This is a genomic window from Aliiroseovarius sp. S2029 (assembly GCF_023195575.1).
In the GTDB taxonomy this organism is placed as follows: domain Bacteria; phylum Pseudomonadota; class Alphaproteobacteria; order Rhodobacterales; family Rhodobacteraceae; genus Aliiroseovarius; species Aliiroseovarius zhejiangensis.
Genome location: NZ_JALPQE010000001.1, coordinates 151,826 through 171,538, shown reverse-complemented (window position 1 = coordinate 171,538; position 19,713 = coordinate 151,826). Strand labels below are relative to the sequence as shown.

Here is a 19,713-nt window from a genome sequence, read left to right as displayed (position 1 = left end):
ACCAGAAGGGCAAGCATACCGACCATGTGGGCTGGGGACAGTTCGGAAGAAGGCTTCCCGAAGTCATCCCACCAAATAGCGATACACCGAGCCGACAAGAGCCAGCACCGCCAAACCGATCATTATTTCGCGTGATGTGATGACGCGCCGCTTGCCCGTGCCCCGTTCATAACGCGGGTCCAGAAGGCGTGTATCGGCAAGGAAAGCCCCGGCGCCGGCATCCTCTTTCAGGTCCAGCGGTATGAAGCGGCGCCCCTCGGACGGGTTCAACGATCTGAGCACGGCAAGCACGCTGCCTGTCTGCGCAATCTCTCTGGCCAGTGTTTGCGGGGCACACCCCAGATGTTCGGCCAGCAGGCGATTGCGCAATCCCGCGATGACCTGTCGCGTGTCCTCGTCCCGCCCTTCGATGCTCAGATCGCATTCAGTGTCATATCCCATGGACCGGCGGTTGATGTTGCTGGATCCGACGCGCAGCAGACGATCATCAATCACGCAGATCTTTGCGTGAACATAAATCGGATCATTGGCCGCGTTGACAGGTGTCACGACAAGAAAGCGGTTGTGGCGGTCGGCATCCTGCAAGGCTTTGACCATCCGGGTTCGGGTGACATGCATCGCGTTGTCTTCCAGCATGTTGGACCGTTCGGGGTTGACCACGATGATGTCTGGCCCGTCGTCCTCGCCCAAGCGAAGTGACAGCGCATCGGTCACGGAATCCAGGGCAAAATACTGGCTTTCCAGATAGATCGTCGACCGGGCGGATGCGATCCCGTCCAGGACCATTTCTTCGATTTCGTTGACCAGGGGCTTGTCTTCTTCGGGCGGTTCAGTGCGCGAGATCGCCACGGGTATATCGCGGCAATCAATCTGAAGCGAGGCGGGCCAGATGTCCTGATTAGGCAGGTCTGGTGCGGAAAGCGCTTCTCCGGTGGCACGCTGCCATCTGGCGCGCGCAAGCTCTGCCAGATCGCGCGTGGCCGGGCCGGTCAGCGCGGTGGAGGCATCATGCCACGGCCCGGCAGGCGAGCCGTCGTGTAGCACACGTCGGGGGTCGTCGGGCGTGTGATCGGGTGTGTCCCAGCGGGCATCGGTCACGTCGATCCCGCCGCAAAAAGCAAGCCGGTCATCCACGATGACGATCTTCTGGTGATGACAGGCCCCGACCGGGTGGCGTCCGTCCAGGGCCAGCTTGATGCGGTCAGGCCCCGACAGGTTCAGCCGCACCGCCGGCACCAGCCGCCCGGGGGCGATGGCGGCAGATCCGCTCCAACGCAGAAGATAGAGGCACAGGTCAGGATTGCGTTCGACTATGGCTTGCATGAAGTCGGCGACCTGATTGGGATACCCGTCAGGGGCGTTGCCGTCTTCGTCGCTTTCGCCCGGCAGCATATCAATCTCTAGGTCAAAGTCCCAGCCGATCAGCAACACCTGACGTTCGGCAGAGATCAGCGCCTCGCGCAGCGCCCGGAAATAGGCTGCGCCATCAATCACCAATGCAAATTCGCGGGCGCTGCTGACCCGCCAGCAGTTGTGACCCGGCTTGAACAGGCTGTGGCGATCAGGGGCGGCAGATTGGTCCGGCATTTCGATCCTGTGTCCTTGTTTCCGTCCTTGTCTTTGCGTTTACCCGCACGTCCAGCCGACCTGCTTCCGGCCATCGGCTTAAAAACTTTGGAACCGATGTCTGTGCTGCGACGTTCACTATCCAAGCGCTACGTGGCGCGCTGTCATGCTGACATTAGCAAGGAAGGTGGACATGAGAAAACTTCATTTCCCAACCAACGGGCCGCGAGGCGGACAACGAACGGCTGCAAACCGCGGCCGACGCCTGTCACGGGCGGTGGAAATTTATCAGCAACTGCTGTCACATATGGACGAACGCCCGATGGAGGCTCGTGCGGCGACCATTAGCGCAATTTCAGATGGATTGTCGCGTGTGGATACTGCTCTGCCGGTCAACTTGTGCCGCCGCAATTCGCTTGGTCTGCGCGCCGGTCTGTGACCGGTCGTCTTTGATCCCGTTCTGCGACCCGTAGAGCTTGGTTTGAATAATACAGTTGCCAATGCAAGGATAAGAACATGCCCAATATCTATGACGCCATCAAAAGCGACCATGACAACCATCGCGCGTTGCTGAAGAAAATCGAGAACAGCAAGGCCCAGGATCGCGGCGCGCTGTGGCGCAGTTTCTATGAAGACGTGAAAAGCCACGCCGCCGCAGAAGAAGAAACATTTTATTCCAAGCTGATCTCAAAAACCTGGGGGCAGGACGCCGCCCGCCATTCGGTGCACGAACATCAGCAGCTTGATGATCTGCTTGAAGAAATCAATGCGCTGAAGTTGACCTCGGATCTTTGGATGAAGAAGTTCGATCAGCTTGTGCACGATTACGAACACCACATGGATGAGGAAGAAAACGAGGTCTTCGCCCGCGCACGCGAAACGATCGACGAGTCCGAGATCGAAGGTTTTGGAGAAAAGTTTCAGAGCCGCAAGAAGAAAGAGCGTGATCTGATCGCCGACAAGCGAGAAGACAGTCTGGAAGACTAGAGCCAATTGTCGCGCCTACGCGACGACCCCGCGCCCTGCAAGACATCTGATGACCATGAAAAGGAGAGCCTGATGAAAAAGCTGCGAAAAGGAACCTGGGTGTTGATTGCGGATGGTGAAAAGGCACTGTTTCTTGTCAACGAGGGCGACGTGCGGTCCCCGGACCTACAGGTGCTTCGAAAGACCGAGCAGGACAATCCCCCGAACCGCGAACAGGCCGCCAACCGGCGCGGGCGGGTTCATCAAAGCGCCAATCACGGAAAATCGGCTTATGAGGACACGGATTGGCACCAACTGGGCAAGGAACGGTTTGCGCAGGATTTGGCAGATCACTTGTACAAGAAAGCCCATGCAGATGCCTTTTCGCATCTAATGATATGCGCCGCACCCGACGTGCTTGCCGTCTTGCGCGACGAAATCCACCAAGAAGTGCGTGATCGCGTGGTGGCCGAAGTCCCCAAAACGCTCACCAATCACCCGATTGACGATGTGACACGCATCATCTGCGCAGACCTCGAATCGCAGGAGTGACGAACCATGCGCCACAAGGGAACCAATCGGGCAGGGGTGCGTTGACATCGGGACAATCGGCCAATTCGGCTGTGTGACAGGAAAGGAAAAACATCATGGATTTCGTGTCTGGCCTCGGTGGCCTGCTTATTCTGGCCCTTGATATCTGGGCGATCGTATCGGTCCTGCAATCCGGTGTGCCGGCATTGAACAAGGTGCTCTGGATTCTGCTGATTTTGGTGCTGCCGCTGATCGGCTTCATCATCTGGCTGGTGGCCGGTCCGAAGGGCGCGTGACGCGACGCAGCCGACGGGGGCGACGCGACTGACGGCAGGGCGTGCAGCTTGAAGTGCTGCACGCCCTAAATTTATGAAAAAGATGAAAAAATCTGGGAAAGTGTCGGTCGGCACGGAACCAATCTCTTGCGCAAGAGTTGACAGAACCAATGCAACTGAAACGTGGAGATGACCCATGAAGAATTTTCTGATGACCGCTGCTATCTCGCTGGTCGCAAGCACGGCAGCCTATGCTGACAATCATGCAATGGACCGTGGCGACATGATCCGCACACGCGACATCACGGGCGGGCAGGTCTATGCTATGACAGCCGACAATTGGGACATGGACATGACCTATGACAGTGTTGACGAGAACTGGGATGAGATTGGTGAAATCGAAGATCTTGTGCTGAACCGTAACGGTCAGTTGACGGGGATCATCGCCGAAGTCGGCGGGTTCCTTGATATTGGCGACAAGCACGTCTTCATCGCCGTTGACGATGTCCGTCTGGTTCCAACCGATGACAAGTCCTATGGGTTCGTCAGCCCGTTGTCCAAAGACCAGCTGATGGAGAAGGAAAACCTGGACGAAGGTTTCTGGGATTAATCCTTGCCAACGCCTCCGGCCCTGCTGCCGGGGGCCTCTCTCAACCGGCAGTCTTGATGAGGCGCCATTCCGGTGACCCCGCCTATTTAACAAATGACACAGACGAAGGAGGAGACGAATATGGCCAAATCTACAACACCCGCAGAAACAAGCGCGACAAAAAAGGATGCCGCCGAAAAAATTGACAAGGCGGTGGACGAAACCTCGTCAGCGGTCAAATCGTCGGTCGAAAGCGTGAAATCGGGCGCAGCGGACATTGCGGAAACAGCCCGCGACACCGCAGAAGCCACGGCCGATAAGGTTGCAGAACACGCATCGCGTGCCTCGGAAACCCTGCGCGGTGCGGCGGCATCGTTGCGTTATGGATCTTTTCAGGAACGCAGCTTCGGGCAGTTGGCGGCAAGCCTTGCCGATGCCTCGGACGCGATCCGGGACAAGGATCTGGGCGAATTGTCGCGCGATGTGTCCGAGTTTGCCCGTCGCAACCCGCTGTTGTTTGCCGGTGGGGCGGCGCTGGTCGGGTTCGCGATTGCGCGCATGATGACCAAGTCGGGGGACAAATCATGAGATCCGAACAATCTACATTGTCGCTGATCTCGGACGTGCTCAGGCTCAGTTCGGGATTGATCCAGAAGGAAATCGCGCTGGCCAAGGCCGAGCTTGGTGAAAATATCAACCGCGCCGGGGCCGCCATCGGTCTATTGGTCGGGGCCGCCATCCTGGCGATGATCGCACTGAACCTGATCGCGGGCACCTTGGTTGCCGCCCTGACGGCGGCGGGAGTGTCCGTTGTGTGGGCGCCGCTGATCGTGGCCAGCTTTTTCGGAGTGATCGCCCTGATCATGGTGCTGAAGGCGCAAAGTGATCTGAAAATGGCCAGCCGCGCCCCATCCCGCACTGCAGCCCGCATCCGACGCGACGCAACCGCCTTGAAGGAGGCTACACATGAGAAATGACATCGAAGGAATTCAGGACGATATCGACGCCGAACGCGCCCAGTTGGAACAGAAACTGTCGGCGCTGAACGATCATGTGTCTGTCGAAGCCCTGACCGCTGAAGCCAAGCAGCATCTTCGGGATGCGAGCGGGGATATCGTGCAGAAGCTGATGAACCGCTTCGGCCAGAACGCACAGGCGCACCCGTTGGCTGTTGCGGCCGTGGGGGCCGGTGTCAGTTGGCTTTTGTCAGGGGCAGGGGCGGCAGCGTCCGAACCCGACCCGGTGATGCGCCGGTCGATGGGGGCTTATAACGGCCCGAAACCTGCCGAGGGTGACCCGGACCGTGACACGCCTGTTATGGTCGCCGCCCATTCAACACGGCCCGCGCCGGGCGTGGCGGAACGGGTGCAGGACCGCGCACGCGACGTGCTGGACACCGCCCAGGACCAGGTCGCAGAATTGCGCCATCAGGCCGAGGATATGCGCCGGCGCATTGCCGAGGGCACCGAAGAGCTGTCAGCCGAGGCCCGCGCCCGGGTCATTGCCGCCCGCGAACGGGCGCTTGAGGTCGCTCAGAAATCAGGCCGCAAAGTGCGTGATGCCGGGCAGGCCGGCGCCGATTTCGCAAAGGAAAATCCGCTGGTGGTCGGGGGCGTCGCGCTTGCCTTGGGCGCAGCGATTGCCGGGGCGCTTTACATGCGCCATTCGGCTGCGTCGAACGAAGACGATAACGATGACCACGACGCCTTCGCCGAAGCTGACCGGGTGTTTGAAGAAGAACTGGCCCGCGCGCGCATGGTTCGCAACACAGCGGTGCAGGGTGTCCCTGACAGCTAAGAACGGAAGGACAGGCTCAATGGCCCGCGGCCGCGAAGCACGCACCCCAACCGACATCCCCCATTCCGGGTGGCTGGACATCGCTGCGCGGTTCCTGCGCAGCTTCGGGCGCGACCGCATCAGCCTGATCGCGGCCGGGGTCGCCTTTTTCGGGATCCTGGCCCTGTTTCCCGCCATCACCGCGGTTCTGGCCATCGGCGGGCTGGTGCTGGACCCAAGCGTGATCGTGGCCCAGATGGATCGGTTTCAGGGTGTCGTTCCGGCGGATGCGCTGTCGATCATACGAACGCAAGCCACATCGGTGGCACAGGCCAACGGGCTGGAACTGACACTGATCATCAGCATGGGGCTTGCCCTGTGGTCCAGTTCGCGCGGGGTGGCGACGCTGTGCGACGGGTTGAACATCGTCTATTCAGAAGAGGAAAAGCGCGGCTTTTTCCTGCGCAATGCAACTTTTCTGTCCCTTACGATCCTACTGATGCTGGGCATCCTGATTGCCATTGTCGTGATCGTTGCTTTGCCCCTTGCCCTCGAGTTTCTGTCGCTTGATCCGATCGCAGACCTTGCGACCCGGATCGGCACATGGGGTTTGCTGATCGTGCTGACCATCGCAGGGCTCTCGGTGCTGTACCGTTTCGGGCCCAGCCGCCGCGACGCACGCTGGCGCTGGATTTCACCGGGGGCTGTTCTGGCCTGCCTGTTCTGGATCGCCGCGTCTTTCGGGTTTACGATCTATGTCTCGAATTTTGCCAGCTATAACGAGAGTTTCGGGACGATTGCCGGGGTGATCATTCTGCTGATGTGGCTGTGGATTTCGGCGGTGGTGGTTCTGGCCGGTGGCAAGCTGAATGCCGAGATGGAACACCAGACCCGCAAAGACACCACAGTCGGACCGGACAGGCCGATGGGGGAACGTGGCGCTGTTGTGGCCGACACACTTGGCCCAACACGCGCCGACAGCGAGGGGACGTGAGGTGAAAGAAAAACCCAACTGGGCGCAGATCGGCATTTTTCTATGCCTTGCTCTGTTCTTTTTGGATTGGGCCAGCGATTTCCTGATCCCCATCGTCGCCGCCATACTGGGCTTCCTGATCATGCGCCCCATTGAACGCCGCATGTCGAAGCTTGGCATTCCCAGCGTCATCACCGCCTTCGCGATCTGTGCCGTGGCAGGGGCCGGGCTGATGTTTGCGGTCTGGAATTTCAGCTTTCCGATCACGCAACTGGCCGAAGACCTGCCGGACATGATCAATGATCTGCGCCGAATGCCAAACCCGGCGGCCGAGACCCTGGACAAACTGGGCGAAGCGGCCAAAGCCGCCGAAGACGCTGTCGCCAACACCGAAAAAGAACCGGCGATGGCGGTAAAGGTCGTCGAAAATCCCGGCTTTGTCAGTTCACTTGTGGCCGCCGCCCCGATTGTGGTTGGACAGATCGTGCTGACCATCGTGCTGATGTTTTTTCTGATCTCATCGGGGTCGACCTTCGTGCGCAAGCTGGTGGAAAGCCTTCCCCGGTTCTCGGACAAGCGCGCGGCGGTTGCGATGGTGCAGCAGGTTGAACAGAAACTGGGCCAATATCTTGGGGGCATCACCTTGATCAATTTCTGTCTTGGCATCGTCATCGGGGCCGCGATGGCAGCCTGGGGCCTGCCCAACCCGATCATGTTCGCGGTGATCGCCTTCTCACTGAACTTCGTGCCCTATATCGGTGCCGTGTTCGGGGCTTTGCTGGCCTCGATTGTCGGGTTCAATGTCTATGAGGATGCGTGGTCGGCGGTGCTGATCTTTGCAACCTATATGACCCTGACTTCGATCGAGGGGCAGCTTATCACGCCTTACGTGATATCGAACCGGCTGAGGCTGAACCCCACGGTCGTCTTTGTCGCGGTGGCGTTCTTTGCCTGGATCTGGTCGGTGGTCGGCATGGTGATTGCCGTGCCGGTGCTGATTACCATAAAGGTGATCCTTGACCAGACGCCCTCCACCCGTGCGCTGGGCGTGTTTCTGGGTGGTGAAGAGGCGTCCGATACAAAGGCGCAGGAAGATCGCGCAACCTGACCAGCAGGGCAGTCAGCCCCAGGCAACACGAAGGCCCGCATCCTGCGATGCGGGCCTTGAATTTCTGTATCGGCGGGGTGGGCGTTGATCGGGCGTTGAATGCTAGGCTGTGCCTTCGCCGCTGTCGTCCTCATCGTCATCAACTGCCTCACGCAGCGCGTCGGCAATCCCCGTATCCGAATTGGTGCCGGCCACGGCGTGTTTCAGTTCATCAGAAGGATCTGCATCCGACTTCTGATGATCCTCGTCGGCCTTTTCACCGGGCTGGTTTTTCAGGTCATGGTGTTGCGACGACCCTTTCAAGTCGTCAATCGGGTCATAGGACGGTTTGATTTTGGCCATGGATCCTTTCCTCTGTGTTGCTTGGCACGCGGCAATAATTGCATCGTGCTTTGAGCCAATTTGTATGAACTCAACGCACAACTGTCCGAAGTGTTCCGCAATCAGTCTTCGTCGTTCTCCTGAAGATCGAACCGGCTGCGCAAATACCCTACGATGGTCAGGACCAGAAAGGACATCAGGGTGACGCTGACCGCTTCGATCACATAGCCAAAACCCACGGTAAGGCCGATGATGCCCACGACCCAGATCAAAGATCCGCTGCCCACGCCGCGCAGTTTGCCATTCGTCCGGTTGGACATGATCGCCCCCGCGCCCAGAAACCCAATACCACCGACGATCCCGCTGACCACACGCGACAAATCGAAGGTGACGTCCTTTGCTTCGGCCTCGGCTGCGATGTTCAGTGATACCATGCACACGGCCGCCGCCCCCAGGCAGACCAGCATGTAGGCGCGCATGCCCAGGGGTTTGTGCTTGAACTCGCGGTCCAGGCCAACGACCAGCCCCAGCCCCAACGCGACAAGGCTGCGAAATACGAATGTTTCGAAGTCGATCATCAGGGCGTCCTTTCAGAGTGGTTTTTCCGGGCGTGCCAGCAAAAAGGCGCGGCTGGAACCGCGCCCCATGTATCAGTTTTACGTCAGTTTTTCATGTGCGAAAGGGGAAGAGCCGTCAGCTGGAAAGCCAATCGTTGACCGCGTCGCGGGCTTCTTCCTTCGTTTTGCCGTATTTTTCCCGAAGCTTGCCTTCAAGCTGTTCACGGTCTCCGTCGATCTGGTCGATCTCGTCGTCAGTCAGCTCGCCCCATTGTTCCTTCAACCGGCCTTTGAGCTGCTTCCACTTGCCTTGAATTTCGTCCCAATTCATCGGTCTCTCCTTACATCTTGCGGTTTCTGACAGGTCAACGCTCAAGACAGGGGTTGGTTCCGTCAGGCGGGGAATAAAACCTGCCTTTCCACCGGATCACCGGGTTCAGGTGACCTGGCCGGGAATGACCGCCGTGAAGGTCACAGTGTCCGTTTCCGTGTGCCAACGGGCGGTTGCCCTCAGATCGCGCGTATAGACCTCGCGCAATCTTGCTCTGACCGGGTCGGCTGCGGCCAACTGGCCCACATTTGCCGAGACCGACAAAACGATCGTGGCGTCGTCCTCGACCAGGTCAATCTGTATCCGGCTGGCCCCGGATCGCGACAACCGGGTCAGTTTCTCGACCAGAAGATAGCACAGAGCGTAAATCTGACTGACGCGAAGCCCGACATCCTGGAACCGTTGATCAATGTCGATGTCACTGGCAATCAGCCCCTCGTGCTGCAAGCCCTGGATCAGCTTGCTGACAGTCTGGCCCGCTGACAAGACCGGGGCATCGACCGACCGATGCACGGCGTTATGGACCAGATTGATCACGCGGATGCGGGCCGCCACCTGGTCGATCAGTTGCCGGGCTTCCTGAGTCTGGGCCTCTTTCGCATATAGTCGCAGGATTGACTGGATGATCTGAAGGTTGTTTCCGACGCGGTGAAAGATCTCGCGTTGCATGATGTTGGCGTTGTGCAAACGGTTTTGCGCCTCGGCTTCCTCGCGCAAAAGCTGGTCCGACAGGGTCGAGAATTCTGCCTGCATGGCGGCGGTCTCGTCCGTGGCCCAAGGGCCGACACCCTGCCTCGGAAGATCACGATCCTGCCGAAACGCCTTCATGTCGCGGGTCAGCCGGGTGATGTCATTCACCGCCAACTTACGGATCAGCAGATCGGCCAGCAACAGGCTGAGCGCAAGCAGCACCAGGGGAACGAAGGCGGCATTGACCACGGTTCGCCAGACGGGGGGGGCGGCAACACCGGGACGCAGTGTGGCGATCAGGCGCAGATCGAACGCAGTCACCGGCAAAATGGCCAGATCCTGGTCGTGTTCGTCATGTACGATGCCCCGTGCATGAGGCGCCAGGCGATGGACAAGCACAAGATCGTCGGCACGATTGCCGTCGGAGGTCAGGGGCGAAATTCGGCTGGCAAACCTGAAGTCGGTCGTGATTTCGGGCAGGTCGACAGAGGGTATATTGGCCTGAACGGCAACAATATGACCGGGCACCGTTTTGGTGACGAACAGCTCGCTTTCGGTCAGATTGACCTGCGGAGAATTGGCTGGCGGGGTCATGGTCAGATCGGACCCGACCCCGAATTGCTGCATCGCTTGCGTGCACAGCGGCTCTCCGTCTTCGGTATAGATCCCGGCGGCAACGACGGAGAAATCCGCCTTCAACACCGCATCTATCATACTGCTGCATTCCCCTTCCTGGGACATGCCGCGCCCGGCCAGTTCGCCCAGCAGATTGAGCAGCAGATCGCTTTGCACAAGGGTCGAGGTGACAGGCGCAAAGGCGCTTTCTACCGCATCCAGCGCCGCAATTTCGCGCGCCTCGTGGCGGTCGGACAGAATGGTGAACTGGTAGTAGCTGGCAAGTGCCGCAATCGGCGCCATCACAATCAGATAAACCGCAATAAAGCGGCTTTGCAGTGAGTTGAGGAAGAGGTGGCGAAGACGTGTCACATATGTCCTGATTGATTAACGATGGAAAGGGTTTGGCTGTCGGTCAGTTCGGTCGGCGTGTCGTCGTCAAGATGCATCAGCCGGGCCAGTTCCTTGCGGGCGCGGTTTGTGCGCGATTTCATCGTGCCGATGGCCACCTCGCAGGCCTCTGCGGCTTCCTCATAGGACATCCCAAGCGCCCCGATCAGGGTCAGCGCCTCGCGGTGTTCATCCTTGAGCTGCCGAAACGCATCCTGAAATTCCGTCATTTGCAACCGACCGTCGTGTTCGGGTTTGACGGACAGGGCGCCGACGATCTCGCCTTCCGGGTCTTCGGCCTCGCGCACGGCTTTGCGGCGCTCGGAATAGAAGGTGTTGCGCAGGATGGTGAACATCCAGGCACGCAGGTTGCTGCCCTCTTTGAACTTGTCGAAATTCCCGATGGCCTTGACCAGACATTCCTGCACCAGATCGTCAGCCCGCACGGCATCTTTGGTCAAGCTGCGGGCAAAGGCGCGGAGTGCGGGAATATGTTCCAGCACGGCATCACGAGGATCGGAAGACGTCATTTTTGCGGCTCCTCCGACGGGTCGTCAGGGGTCTTTTCCTTGAGTTGCGCCAGCAAATCCTTGAACCGATCCGGCACACCTTCGTCCAGCGTGTCGCTGAACGCTTTCTTCAGATTTTCGTCGATCAGATCCTGCGATCGTTTTTTGTCGGCGTCTTCGGCGGGCATTGATTTTACTCTGTTATTTCGGTTTACACCGGCTTACCATGAGGACAACTATCAAATCACGGTCTGGTTCCTCAACAGCCAAAAAAAACCGGATCTGAAGCAAAAGGACAGCAAAATGGATCATATTGCGACACATATTCCCTATCTGCGCCGCTATGCCCGTGCGTTGACCGGAAGCCAGTCCACGGGCGACGCCTATGCTGCTGCGGTGCTGGAAGCGATGATCGACAACCCGGACACCATTCCTGATCAGGTTGGGGCACGGGTTGCACTGTATCGTATGTTTCACACGATCTGGCAAAGCTCGGGCGCGCCGGTGTCGGACGCGGATCGCGGGGTGGCGGCGAAGGCGCAGAAACTTCTGCAAAGGCTGACCGAGAATGCGCGCGAGGCGGTTTTGCTGAACGCGTTGGAGGATTTTCCGGCGGTCGATGTCGCCCGGATCATTGGCGTTGATCCCGACGAGGCCGAGGCCCTGATCCGCATCGGCCAGGCCGAACTGGCAGAGGCCGCACGCGGTGCTGTGATGATCATCGAAGACGAACCGATCATCGCTATGGACCTGGAAGGCATCGTGTCCGACGCAGGCCATCGGGTCTTTGGCGTGGCCCAGACCCGCGACGAAGCTGTCAGTGTCGGCACCGATGGTCGCCCCGACCTGATCCTGGCCGATATTCAATTGGCCGATGACAGCTCGGGTATTGATGCTGTGAACGATCTTTTGGCGGCACATGGTGACGTGCCGGTCATTTTCATCACCGCTTTCCCGGAACGCCTGTTGACCGGCGAACGCCCGGAACCGGCCTTTCTGATCACCAAGCCCTTCCGCCCGGAACAGGTTTTGTCCGCGATCTCGCAGGCGATGTTCTTTGCCTCGACCGAAACCCTGGTCTGACAGCCGCGCGACAGTTGCCTAGCTGGGCGAGGGGGCTTCGGCCTCGGCGGTTTCGGGGGCGTGGGCGGCCTGTTCTGCGCGATGCGCGTAGATCAGGATCACGCTGCCCAACACTGCCGCCATCAACGAGGCCAGCAGAACGGCGAGCTTGACCGATTCCAACTGATTGCCCGCAAAGGCCGAGTTTGCGATGAAAATCGACATGGTGAAGCCCACCCCGGCCAGGCAGCCCGCCCCCAGAACCTGCGTCATGCTGATCTCGGACGACAGCCGTCCCAGACCGATCTTTGCGGCGACATAGACGAAAAGAAAGATGCCAAGTGGTTTGCCAACCACCAGTCCAAGAATCGCCCCAAGGCTTTCGGGCGCGGTGAAATTCACGCTGCTCGCCGTGATCAGAAGCCCGGTGTTGAAAAAGGCAAACAGCGGCAGCACCAGGAAATTGATCCAGTTTTCCAGCGCATGGCGCACATGCACCCCCGGTGCGCCCAGACGGTCCATGATGGTCTGCAATTGCATGAAGGTCGGGGCGGCGACGATATGTTCGGACCCGATCTGCTTGTCCCGCTCGAACAGCTTGGCGGTTTGCGCCGCGACCGCCGCCCGGTTGGCTTTGGCGCGGCTGGGCAGGGCAACAGCGGTCAAAACCCCCGCCAGCGTCGCGTGCAGGCCGCTTTCGTGGATGAAATACCACAGCACGACCCCCAGGATCAGATAGGGCGCGCGCCAGTATATTTTGCCCACATTCATTGCCATCATCGCGGCAAAGATGACGCAGGCGGTGATGAAGGCTGCAAGGTGAAATCCATGTCCGTAAAAGGCAGCGATCACCAAAATGGCGCCAAGGTCGTCCACAATCGCCAGCGCCGAGACAAAGATCTTCAGCGATGTCGGCACCCGGTTGCCCAGAAGGGCAAGGATACCAAGGGTAAAGGCGATGTCCGTGGCCATCGGCACCCCCCAGCCATGCACCTCGGGCGTGCCCCAGTTCAGTGCGGCATAGATACCGGCCGGCACCAGCATGCCGCCCAGGGCTGCAATGATCGGCATTGCGGCGGCCGAACGGTTTGACAGCTCGCCCTCGACAAACTCGTGCTTGATCTCGATCCCGACCAGCAGAAAGAACAGAGCCATCAACGCGTCGTTGATCCAGGCCAGCAGGCTCAGATCCAGCCGCCAGCTTCCGGCAAACAGGCCGATCGACGTGTTTCGCAACGCATCGAACGAGTCATAGAAGCCGATATTGACGAACAGAAGCGCGGCAAGCGTGGCCAGGATCAGCATCAACCCCGCAGAGGCCGCCCAGTCGATGAACCGAAACGCCGCCACTTCCAGCCGCACGCCCAACGGTCGCTCGATCGCTTCCAGAAGGGCGACCTCGTCCCAGACACCCTGATAGAGGGTGCCGTCGATGAACAGATAGGGGGCCGAGGGGGGAACCTCTTTCGACAGCGACTCGCGGTCATGTTTGATGCGCTGGGCGACCTCGGGCGCATCAAGATCGGCTTCAAACTGCGTCAGATCAAGGCCCAACCCCCTGGCCAGTTTGATCACCGAGGCCCGGGTAAACTTCGGAGGGGCGTCAAACAGCGCCGTGACCATGTCGAAGAACCGTTCCTGCTGCCCCGCCGCGATGGCGGCGCGTGCGGCGATATCGGCGCGCTTGTCGCCTTCGGGATAGGTGAAGCGAACCGCCACGGCAACCTGATCGGGCGACAGGCGTTCAGACAGGCGCAGAACGATGTCGCGCAGGCGTCGGGTCGGCTTGTCAGTGAAGTCGACAAACCAGACCACTCGGCGGGCGGCGTCCTCGTTCCCGATGACGAAATCGCGTTCGGGGTCGTAATCCTTGTTCAGCACCATCGTTTTGTCCCCTTTGGAAGCGGTGACGCAGGTCACCATACAACAACACGTCAGGCCCGGTGCGCTATTTCACACCGCGGGGGCCAAGCAACAACCACATAATGAAGCCGAATATCGGCAGCAGAAGGATCACGATCGTCCAAATCACCTTGGACAGCGATGAGGCCTTTGAACTGAGGATGTTGTATATCGCATATATATCAAGGGCCAGGATGATTGCGCCGCCCAGGCTGAGGGTCATGTCATTCATGGTTCTACCTTTCTCTATCGCCGGGATACGTGATCGACGCAGGCGTTTGCCAGCCCGATGGAAGATCTGTTGCGTGCCCCGACAGGTCAGTCGATGTCACGGCGCACCTGCCCCCAGGCGAGCATGGCGAAGATGACCGTGCCGCCCACCACATTGCCTGCAAGAACCGGAAGGAAAAAGCCGAAAGCGGCCTGCTGAAGTCCCAGATCTCCGGTCACCATCAGATAGGCCATTTCCACCGATCCCGCGACGATATGGGTGAAATCGCCCGCGGCAATCAGCCATGTGAACAGGACGATGATCGACACGGATGACGCCCCGGCCTCGGGCAGCATCCAGACGATGGCCGCCACCAGTATGCCAGCCGGAATGGCGCGGGCAAAGCTTTCGGCAGGTGGCATTCCAGTGGCGTGGCGCGACAGCTCTTCGATGGCTGGCAGAAGTTCGGCCGAGATGGCGCCGCTGTGGGCATAGAAAGTCGCAATGGCAAAAGCGCCCAGCACATTGGCAAACAGAACGATCGACCACAGAACGAGGATCCGGTTGAACACCGACCAGCTTGGACTGTGCAGGAAAGGCAGGACCGTCGTGATGGTATTTTCGGTGAACAACTGCATCCGCCCGATAATCACCATCACAAAGCCCAGACAATAGCCGAGATTCTCGATCAGATAGCTATAGGACGTGTCAGGCAGATAGGTCCGCAGGACGGCTTCGCCCAGCACGGAAAAGCTGATCACGATCCCGGCAGACACCCCCGACCAGAACAGCGAGCCGTTGCTGCGCTCCAGCTCTTCGTCGCCTGCGCGCCGGATCACCTCGTACACCGTTTTGGCGGTCAGTTTGCTGGCGTCCTCAATCGCCTGTTCTTCCTGAATTTCTTCTTCTGTCATCTGTCAACTGTCCAAAAGGTTGCTGTCCTTGTCGCCTTCGACCTGCACTTGCATCTGCGGCTCCAGATTGTCGACCTCGTTTGACAGATCCTCGTCCATCGCGGGGGCGATCTTTGTTTTCGGTGTGTCTTTCCTAGCCGGGGCAGGCGTACGTGTCGGTGCGGTAGTGTCCGAAGGCGCTGGCGCCTCGACCAGCGGGACACCCTCGGGAAAGATGATTTCGCGGGCTTCGTCTGGCATGCTGATGCCTGCATCCGTCAGCGCCGCCATCACGCGGCGGATCAGCACCGATTTCAGCTTCAACGGAGAAATCGCCGCCCCGTCAAACCAGTAATAGATCTTGATGATCACCGTCGACGCGCCCAGCGTATCTGCCAGCACCATCGGTTCGGGGTCGGACAGAATGGCGTCATGTTCGGCCAGTTCACCCATGATGATCGCCTGCACATCCGTGATCGAGGCATCATACCCGATGCCCACGTCAAACGATCCGCGGCGGTTCGGGCTGGCCGTGTAGTTTTCGATGGTGGCCTTGAAGACCGCGGCATTGGGGATCTGGATATGGTTGCCTTCGGGTGACACCAGAACGGTGCTGCGGGTGTTCATGCTGTGCACCACGCCCTGATGCCCGGCAACGTCAACAAAGTCACCCCGCCGGAACGGTTGGCGGACGCTCAACAACAGGCTGGCCAGAAAGTTTTCGGCAATGTCGCGGAAGGCAAAGCCGATCACGATCCCGATCACTCCGGCCCCACCCAGAACCGAGATTGCCAGCTGGGTCAGACCGGCGATTTGCAAAACGATGTATAGGCCGACAAGAAAGACCGGCAGGGCGATGAAACGGGCGGTCACATCGCGCAGGAAAGGTGATCCCAACCGATCCTTCAACGCCCATCGCGCCACCCGTGCGACACCGGACGACAGAAACAGCGCCAACGGCAGGATCAGAAACGCCAGCAGGATCAGCGGTGCCGCCGAGACTGTCTTGTCCCACAGGCTGCGCAATTCGGAAACCGCGGGGTCGATCGAAAAGTCAGCCTCTTGCACCAGGGTCAGCCGGTTCACGACTGCGACCACGCCGTCGGTCTTGGCCGCAAGGTCGCGCGCCCAGTCCTGGCGCTTGGACGAGGTCGCGGTGCCGTCCAGAAAAACGATCCCATCCTGCACATCGACCTGCACGTCTTCATACCATCCGGTGGCTTTCAGGATGCCCTGAATCCGTGTGGCAATCTGATCATCACGCACACTTTCCGTGACCGAGATCGTCTGATCGGTATCAACGACTTCGGCCTCCGGCTCATTCGCAATCCCGTCACTGCTGGTCTGCGCCAGCGCGGACAAGGCAGGCAGCCACGCGGCCAGCGTCACGACCAGAGCCAGGCGCCGAATGAAAGACTTCCCCATGATATTTTCCACATTTCCCTTCAACATTGAACGCAGGATGGCCCGAAAGGTTCCAAAGGGCGATGCTTTTTTGCAGCGGGGCTGTGACAACGGTATGTGGACGAGAGCAATATCGGTTAGTCTGGTCGCGGGTGCCCGCTGTGGCAAGCAATGACAAAAGAGATCAAGTCTATGACATATTGCAGGAAAATACTCTTCTACCTCTGCCTGATCGGCCCGTGTTATGTCGCAAGCGCGATGGCTGAACAGGTCGGGAACGTCGATGTCGACTGGCTGGGCAACGACATCATCATCGAGGCGATCCGTGACCCGGATGTGGAGGGCGTCACCTGCCATATCGCCTATTTCGAGCGCGGTCTGGTGGATCGTCTGTCCAACGGAAACTGGTTCGAAGACCCGTCAAACAGCGCCATTTCCTGCCGCCAAACCGGCCCGATCACCATCGGTGACATTGATCGCAGCGACGAAGGCGAGGACGTGTTCAGCCAGCGCATGTCGATCATCCTGAAAAGCCTGCGCGTGAAACGCATCTTTGACGAGTCAAATCAGGTGCTGATCTATATCGCGCATGCCCGCGAGGTTGAAAGCGGATCGGCGAAGATGTCGATCTCGACCGTGCCGCTTTACGGGCAGCGGTAATGGGTAGGGCGGGAACGTCTTTGATTTTTCCGGCACTTGGCGCACATTGGTGCCACGTAGTCCAGTGATCCGTTCTGACAGGGTGCCCAATGACGTTTTCCCAATTTCCCACTGATCTTGCCTCGGTCGGGTCTTATGACTGGCCGCGCGCCCCCGCGACAAGCTCGTTGAAGGAAGGGTATCGGCGGCTGCGTGAAAAGCTGCGGGTGCTGGATGATCGAAAGGCTGATCTGCTGCCCGATGATCTGGAACGTCTTACAGGATCGGTGATCCCGGATGCGCTCTGGTCCAGCTTGCGCGCGCATCAGTTTGAATGTCTGGACAAGGTCTATCTGGAATGGGCCAGGCGGGAAGAGGGGCCGCATACCGTCTGTGCCTTCGTGATGATGCCCAGTGTGCCGCGACACTTCCTGGCGGATTGGGCTAAGGATCGCGGGCTGGACCTTGTGGATGCCGCCGCTGTGCCCACCGGGGGGGCTGCGCTGATGGTCCCCGACATTTCGTCCCTCGTGCGGCGGTCGCTGGAGGGGCGGGCGGCGATGCGTTCCTATCTGGCGGAACTGGATGGCGCGTCACGCAACGTGCTTCTGGGCATGTCAAGCTGGACCTGGACCTATCTGGCACAAACCTCTGCGATTCAGGCAGTTGTATCGGACGCGCGCTGTTTTGCACCGTTCGGGGACAAGGCGCTTGCCGAACTGCTTCGCGCCCATCTGGGGGACAGGGTGCTGAAATCTGCCGACAGCGGCAAGGATATTCTGGCCGAGGATGACGAGGGTGCGCCCAAGGATCGTTATCTCAAGACCCTGGCCGCGCGGGCCTATGGGTGTCCGTGGGCCGCGATCCGGCTGCTGGACGCCGCCGTTAATCAGGAGGTGGAGGCCAATGGCGATGCGACCGACGCCACCAAAGACTCAGACCACGACGACACGGGCGACGACCACGAGGATGCGGCGACTTGGTTACAGGATCCGGCGGTGCCGCAACTGCCATCGCGGATCGAACGGATCGGCCGGTTCGTGCTTCACGCGCTGCTGATCCACGGGCCGCTGACCGCGAAAGAACTGGGGTCGGTGCTTCCGATGACGTTGCCGGTGGGCATCGGCTCGGCGCTGGAACGGGTTGGTTTGATCGAGATCGAGGACGGCAAGATCACGGTCCGCGAAAGTGCTTATCCGCATGTGCGGCGCATCCTGTCCGAAGCGGGTCTGCCGCTTGACCAGATATAAGGTGAGGGTGGGATGGATACCGAAGACTATGACCTGACCAAATTGTTCAATGACGTGTCGGGCTGGACCATCGCGCAGGTCGGCGCGATCATCTTGCTCTGCTTGCTTGTGTATCAGGTGCTGCGCTATGTCGTGCCGCGCGTTGCCGAAAAGCTGCCCGCCCGGTTTCGCCTTCTGGTCCTGAACCTGATCCCGCTGGCGCGTGTGACACTGTTTGCGGTTGCCGTGGTGCTGATCATTCCGCTGGTCTTCAATGTCACGCTGAAGAATTTCATCCTGGTGCTCGGCACGGTCGGCGTGGCGTTGGGGTTTGCCATCAAGGATTGGGCGACAAGTGCCGTGGCCGGGATCGTGGCCATTTTCGAACGACCCTACCGTTCTGGCGACTGGATCCGGGTCGGGGATGATTACGGCGAGGTGATCGACATTCACACACGGTCGGTCAAGCTGCGCACCGCCGATGACGACGTCGTCACCATTCCACATTCCCGCATCTGGTCGGAGAACATCGCCAGCGCCAATGACGGGTCGAAGACCCTGATGTGCGTGGCCGAGTTCATGGTGGCACCCGACCGGCAAACAGACGGCATCATCGACATTCTGACCGATGTGGCCCACACCAGCCCCTATCTTGACTGGGCGCGTCCGGTGCAGGTCATCATGCAGAACGAGATTTACGGCACACGCGTGAGGCTCAAGGCCTATCCCTTTGAACTCAGGGACCAATTCAACTTCACGACCGACCTGACCATGCGTGGGCGGGACGCGTTGATAAATGCCGATATCAAGATTGTGGCGACACCGGATTTCGGACCGGAGGGCTAGTGTGCGGAGACCCTTCAGATCGGCAAAATCCGATTGTTCGGGAACCAAACAGGCTTCAGCACGTTTTCCCTTCAAGTGAAAACAATATAGGAGAGCTCTCATGCTTGGTTGGTCTATTACGTTTCTCGTCGTCGCCCTGATTGCAGGGTTCCTTGGTTTTGGTGGGGTTGCCGGGACGGCGGCAGGTATCGCCAAGATCCTGTTCTTCATCTTCCTGATTCTGTTTGTGATCACGCTGTTTCGCCGCGCGGCCAGCTAGATCGGTCTGATACGCCAAGCCTTTCACATGGCCCGTCGGGAACGCCGGGCCATGTTGCGCGCGTGATCGGG

General features: G+C 59.3%; 25 protein-coding genes. 14 read left to right on the top strand and 11 right to left on the bottom strand.

The features are described 5' to 3' along the window. Positions 1-63: 63 nt before the first annotated feature. The gene (locus MUY21_RS00920; protein ID WP_248408541.1) at positions 64-1,587 is read right to left on the bottom strand and encodes a phospholipase D-like domain-containing protein; all 1,524 of its coding nucleotides are present in this window, start codon (positions 1,585-1,587) and stop codon (positions 64-66) included. A gap of 495 nt (positions 1,588-2,082) precedes the next feature. Here MUY21_RS00920 and MUY21_RS00915 point away from each other — a divergent pair, with 495 nt between their 5' ends. The 9 genes from MUY21_RS00915 to MUY21_RS00875 all read left to right on the top strand — a co-directional run bounded on the left by MUY21_RS00915 (position 2,083) and on the right by MUY21_RS00875 (position 7,784). Then, entirely contained in the window at positions 2,083-2,553 is a 471-nt protein-coding gene (locus tag MUY21_RS00915) for a hemerythrin domain-containing protein (protein WP_248408540.1), read from the top strand. 72 nt (positions 2,554-2,625) lie between these two features. Next, positions 2,626-3,084 (top strand): host attachment family protein, encoded by a 459-nt coding sequence (locus MUY21_RS00910; protein WP_248408539.1) that lies wholly within the window; start codon positions 2,626-2,628, stop codon positions 3,082-3,084. A gap of 95 nt (positions 3,085-3,179) precedes the next feature. Beyond that, complete coding sequence (locus MUY21_RS00905; RefSeq protein WP_191284881.1) at positions 3,180-3,359, top strand: PLDc N-terminal domain-containing protein; 180 nt, start codon at positions 3,180-3,182, stop codon at positions 3,357-3,359. A 175-nt stretch (positions 3,360-3,534) separates the two neighbouring features. After that, positions 3,535-3,948, top strand: coding sequence for a PRC-barrel domain-containing protein (locus tag MUY21_RS00900; protein WP_248408538.1), 414 nt, complete (start codon positions 3,535-3,537; stop codon positions 3,946-3,948). Between the two features lie 120 nt (positions 3,949-4,068). Continuing rightward, on the top strand, positions 4,069-4,515 hold the full coding sequence (locus MUY21_RS00895) for a hypothetical protein (protein ID WP_248408537.1): 447 nt from the start codon (positions 4,069-4,071) through the stop codon (positions 4,513-4,515). Next, complete coding sequence (locus tag MUY21_RS00890; RefSeq protein ID WP_191284878.1) at positions 4,512-4,904, top strand: phage holin family protein; 393 nt, start codon at positions 4,512-4,514, stop codon at positions 4,902-4,904. Before MUY21_RS00895 ends, MUY21_RS00890 begins: the two co-directional genes overlap by 4 nt. Continuing rightward, a complete protein-coding gene (locus MUY21_RS00885) occupies positions 4,894-5,724 on the top strand; it encodes a DUF3618 domain-containing protein (protein WP_248408536.1) in 831 nt (276 codons plus the stop codon). Before MUY21_RS00890 ends, MUY21_RS00885 begins: the two co-directional genes overlap by 11 nt. A gap of 19 nt (positions 5,725-5,743) precedes the next feature. Continuing rightward, complete coding sequence (locus MUY21_RS00880) at positions 5,744-6,697, top strand: YihY/virulence factor BrkB family protein (protein ID WP_248408535.1); 954 nt, start codon at positions 5,744-5,746, stop codon at positions 6,695-6,697. A 1-nt stretch (position 6,698) separates the two neighbouring features. Further along, entirely contained in the window at positions 6,699-7,784 is a 1,086-nt protein-coding gene (locus MUY21_RS00875; protein ID WP_248408534.1) for an AI-2E family transporter, read from the top strand. Between the two features lie 102 nt (positions 7,785-7,886). Here MUY21_RS00875 and MUY21_RS00870 read toward each other — a convergent pair whose 3' ends face one another. The 6 genes from MUY21_RS00870 to MUY21_RS00845 all read right to left on the bottom strand — a co-directional run bounded on the left by MUY21_RS00870 (position 7,887) and on the right by MUY21_RS00845 (position 11,385). Continuing rightward, positions 7,887-8,126, bottom strand: coding sequence for a hypothetical protein (locus tag MUY21_RS00870; RefSeq protein ID WP_191284874.1), 240 nt, complete (start codon positions 8,124-8,126; stop codon positions 7,887-7,889). A gap of 101 nt (positions 8,127-8,227) precedes the next feature. Beyond that, positions 8,228-8,683, bottom strand: a complete 456-nt coding sequence (locus tag MUY21_RS00865) for an MgtC/SapB family protein (protein ID WP_248408533.1) — start codon at positions 8,681-8,683, stop codon at positions 8,228-8,230. A 115-nt stretch (positions 8,684-8,798) separates the two neighbouring features. Beyond that, a complete protein-coding gene (locus MUY21_RS00860) occupies positions 8,799-8,993 on the bottom strand; it encodes a CsbD family protein (RefSeq protein ID WP_248408532.1) in 195 nt (64 codons plus the stop codon). A 105-nt stretch (positions 8,994-9,098) separates the two neighbouring features. Then, on the bottom strand, positions 9,099-10,670 hold the full coding sequence (locus MUY21_RS16135; RefSeq protein WP_248408531.1) for a histidine kinase dimerization/phosphoacceptor domain -containing protein: 1,572 nt from the start codon (positions 10,668-10,670) through the stop codon (positions 9,099-9,101). After that, positions 10,667-11,218: an RNA polymerase sigma factor gene (locus tag MUY21_RS00850; RefSeq protein WP_248408530.1), complete on the bottom strand. Its 552-nt coding sequence runs from the start codon at positions 11,216-11,218 to the stop codon at positions 10,667-10,669. The genes MUY21_RS16135 and MUY21_RS00850 overlap by 4 nt, the downstream gene beginning before the upstream one ends. Then, the gene (locus MUY21_RS00845; RefSeq protein WP_248408529.1) at positions 11,215-11,385 is read right to left on the bottom strand and encodes a NepR family anti-sigma factor; all 171 of its coding nucleotides are present in this window, start codon (positions 11,383-11,385) and stop codon (positions 11,215-11,217) included. The genes MUY21_RS00850 and MUY21_RS00845 overlap by 4 nt, the downstream gene beginning before the upstream one ends. Before the next feature lie 115 nt (positions 11,386-11,500). Here MUY21_RS00845 and MUY21_RS00840 point away from each other — a divergent pair, with 115 nt between their 5' ends. Next, positions 11,501-12,280: a response regulator gene (locus MUY21_RS00840; protein ID WP_248408528.1), complete on the top strand. Its 780-nt coding sequence runs from the start codon at positions 11,501-11,503 to the stop codon at positions 12,278-12,280. Positions 12,281-12,298: 18 nt separating this feature from the next. Here the strand turns inward: MUY21_RS00840 and nhaA are convergent, their stop codons facing one another. The 4 genes from nhaA to MUY21_RS00820 form a co-directional block, all read right to left on the bottom strand. Beyond that, a complete protein-coding gene (gene nhaA, locus MUY21_RS00835) occupies positions 12,299-14,143 on the bottom strand; it encodes a Na+/H+ antiporter NhaA (protein WP_248408527.1) in 1,845 nt (614 codons plus the stop codon). Between the two features lie 64 nt (positions 14,144-14,207). Then, positions 14,208-14,384 carry a PLDc N-terminal domain-containing protein gene (locus MUY21_RS00830; protein ID WP_191285299.1) on the bottom strand — a complete coding sequence of 59 codons (177 nt, stop codon included), beginning with the start codon at positions 14,382-14,384 and terminating at the stop codon, positions 14,208-14,210. A gap of 95 nt (positions 14,385-14,479) precedes the next feature. Then, complete coding sequence (locus MUY21_RS00825) at positions 14,480-15,286, bottom strand: formate/nitrite transporter family protein (protein ID WP_248408526.1); 807 nt, start codon at positions 15,284-15,286, stop codon at positions 14,480-14,482. A 3-nt stretch (positions 15,287-15,289) separates the two neighbouring features. Beyond that, the gene (locus MUY21_RS00820) at positions 15,290-16,690 is read right to left on the bottom strand and encodes a mechanosensitive ion channel family protein (protein ID WP_248408525.1); all 1,401 of its coding nucleotides are present in this window, start codon (positions 16,688-16,690) and stop codon (positions 15,290-15,292) included. A 237-nt stretch (positions 16,691-16,927) separates the two neighbouring features. Between MUY21_RS00820 and MUY21_RS00815 the strand changes: the two genes are divergently transcribed. The 4 genes from MUY21_RS00815 (at position 16,928) to MUY21_RS00800 (ending at position 19,642) form a co-directional block, all read left to right on the top strand. Then, the gene (locus MUY21_RS00815; RefSeq protein WP_248408524.1) at positions 16,928-17,329 is read left to right on the top strand and encodes a CreA family protein; all 402 of its coding nucleotides are present in this window, start codon (positions 16,928-16,930) and stop codon (positions 17,327-17,329) included. 89 nt (positions 17,330-17,418) lie between these two features. Next, the gene (locus MUY21_RS00810; protein ID WP_248408523.1) at positions 17,419-18,558 is read left to right on the top strand and encodes a hypothetical protein; all 1,140 of its coding nucleotides are present in this window, start codon (positions 17,419-17,421) and stop codon (positions 18,556-18,558) included. 12 nt (positions 18,559-18,570) lie between these two features. Next, the gene (locus MUY21_RS00805; protein ID WP_248408522.1) at positions 18,571-19,383 is read left to right on the top strand and encodes a mechanosensitive ion channel domain-containing protein; all 813 of its coding nucleotides are present in this window, start codon (positions 18,571-18,573) and stop codon (positions 19,381-19,383) included. Between the two features lie 100 nt (positions 19,384-19,483). Continuing rightward, on the top strand, positions 19,484-19,642 hold the full coding sequence (locus tag MUY21_RS00800) for a DUF1328 domain-containing protein (protein ID WP_248408521.1): 159 nt from the start codon (positions 19,484-19,486) through the stop codon (positions 19,640-19,642). Positions 19,643-19,713: the final 71 nt, after the last annotated feature.

What these genes read in the sequence shown, in the direction of transcription:
- MUY21_RS00800 (WP_248408521.1), top strand. Translation starts at nt 19,484, where the DNA reads ATGCTTGGTTGGTCTATTACGTTTCTCGTCGTCGCCCTGATTGCAGGG.
- MUY21_RS00910 (WP_248408539.1), top strand. Translation starts at nt 2,626, where the DNA reads ATGAAAAAGCTGCGAAAAGGAACCTGGGTGTTGATTGCGGATGGTGAA.
- MUY21_RS00890 (WP_191284878.1), top strand. Translation starts at nt 4,512, where the DNA reads ATGAGATCCGAACAATCTACATTGTCGCTGATCTCGGACGTGCTCAGG.
- MUY21_RS00905 (WP_191284881.1), top strand. Translation starts at nt 3,180, where the DNA reads ATGGATTTCGTGTCTGGCCTCGGTGGCCTGCTTATTCTGGCCCTTGAT.
- MUY21_RS00825 (WP_248408526.1), bottom strand. Translation starts at nt 15,286, where the DNA reads ATGACAGAAGAAGAAATTCAGGAAGAACAGGCGATTGAGGACGCCAGC.
- MUY21_RS00830 (WP_191285299.1), bottom strand. Translation starts at nt 14,384, where the DNA reads ATGACCCTCAGCCTGGGCGGCGCAATCATCCTGGCCCTTGATATATAT.
- MUY21_RS00820 (WP_248408525.1), bottom strand. Translation starts at nt 16,690, where the DNA reads ATGGGGAAGTCTTTCATTCGGCGCCTGGCTCTGGTCGTGACGCTGGCC.
- nhaA (WP_248408527.1), bottom strand. Translation starts at nt 14,143, where the DNA reads ATGGTGCTGAACAAGGATTACGACCCCGAACGCGATTTCGTCATCGGG.
- MUY21_RS00805 (WP_248408522.1), top strand. Translation starts at nt 18,571, where the DNA reads ATGGATACCGAAGACTATGACCTGACCAAATTGTTCAATGACGTGTCG.
- MUY21_RS00900 (WP_248408538.1), top strand. Translation starts at nt 3,535, where the DNA reads ATGAAGAATTTTCTGATGACCGCTGCTATCTCGCTGGTCGCAAGCACG.
- MUY21_RS00860 (WP_248408532.1), bottom strand. Translation starts at nt 8,993, where the DNA reads ATGAATTGGGACGAAATTCAAGGCAAGTGGAAGCAGCTCAAAGGCCGG.
- MUY21_RS00815 (WP_248408524.1), top strand. Translation starts at nt 16,928, where the DNA reads ATGGCTGAACAGGTCGGGAACGTCGATGTCGACTGGCTGGGCAACGAC.
- MUY21_RS00840 (WP_248408528.1), top strand. Translation starts at nt 11,501, where the DNA reads ATGGATCATATTGCGACACATATTCCCTATCTGCGCCGCTATGCCCGT.
- MUY21_RS00850 (WP_248408530.1), bottom strand. Translation starts at nt 11,218, where the DNA reads ATGACGTCTTCCGATCCTCGTGATGCCGTGCTGGAACATATTCCCGCA.
- MUY21_RS00845 (WP_248408529.1), bottom strand. Translation starts at nt 11,385, where the DNA reads ATGCCCGCCGAAGACGCCGACAAAAAACGATCGCAGGATCTGATCGAC.
- MUY21_RS00865 (WP_248408533.1), bottom strand. Translation starts at nt 8,683, where the DNA reads ATGATCGACTTCGAAACATTCGTATTTCGCAGCCTTGTCGCGTTGGGG.
- MUY21_RS00870 (WP_191284874.1), bottom strand. Translation starts at nt 8,126, where the DNA reads ATGGCCAAAATCAAACCGTCCTATGACCCGATTGACGACTTGAAAGGG.
- MUY21_RS00915 (WP_248408540.1), top strand. Translation starts at nt 2,083, where the DNA reads ATGCCCAATATCTATGACGCCATCAAAAGCGACCATGACAACCATCGC.
- MUY21_RS00920 (WP_248408541.1), bottom strand. Translation starts at nt 1,587, where the DNA reads ATGCCGGACCAATCTGCCGCCCCTGATCGCCACAGCCTGTTCAAGCCG.
- MUY21_RS00880 (WP_248408535.1), top strand. Translation starts at nt 5,744, where the DNA reads ATGGCCCGCGGCCGCGAAGCACGCACCCCAACCGACATCCCCCATTCC.
- MUY21_RS00895 (WP_248408537.1), top strand. Translation starts at nt 4,069, where the DNA reads ATGGCCAAATCTACAACACCCGCAGAAACAAGCGCGACAAAAAAGGAT.
- MUY21_RS00885 (WP_248408536.1), top strand. Translation starts at nt 4,894, where the DNA reads ATGAGAAATGACATCGAAGGAATTCAGGACGATATCGACGCCGAACGC.
- MUY21_RS00810 (WP_248408523.1), top strand. Translation starts at nt 17,419, where the DNA reads ATGACGTTTTCCCAATTTCCCACTGATCTTGCCTCGGTCGGGTCTTAT.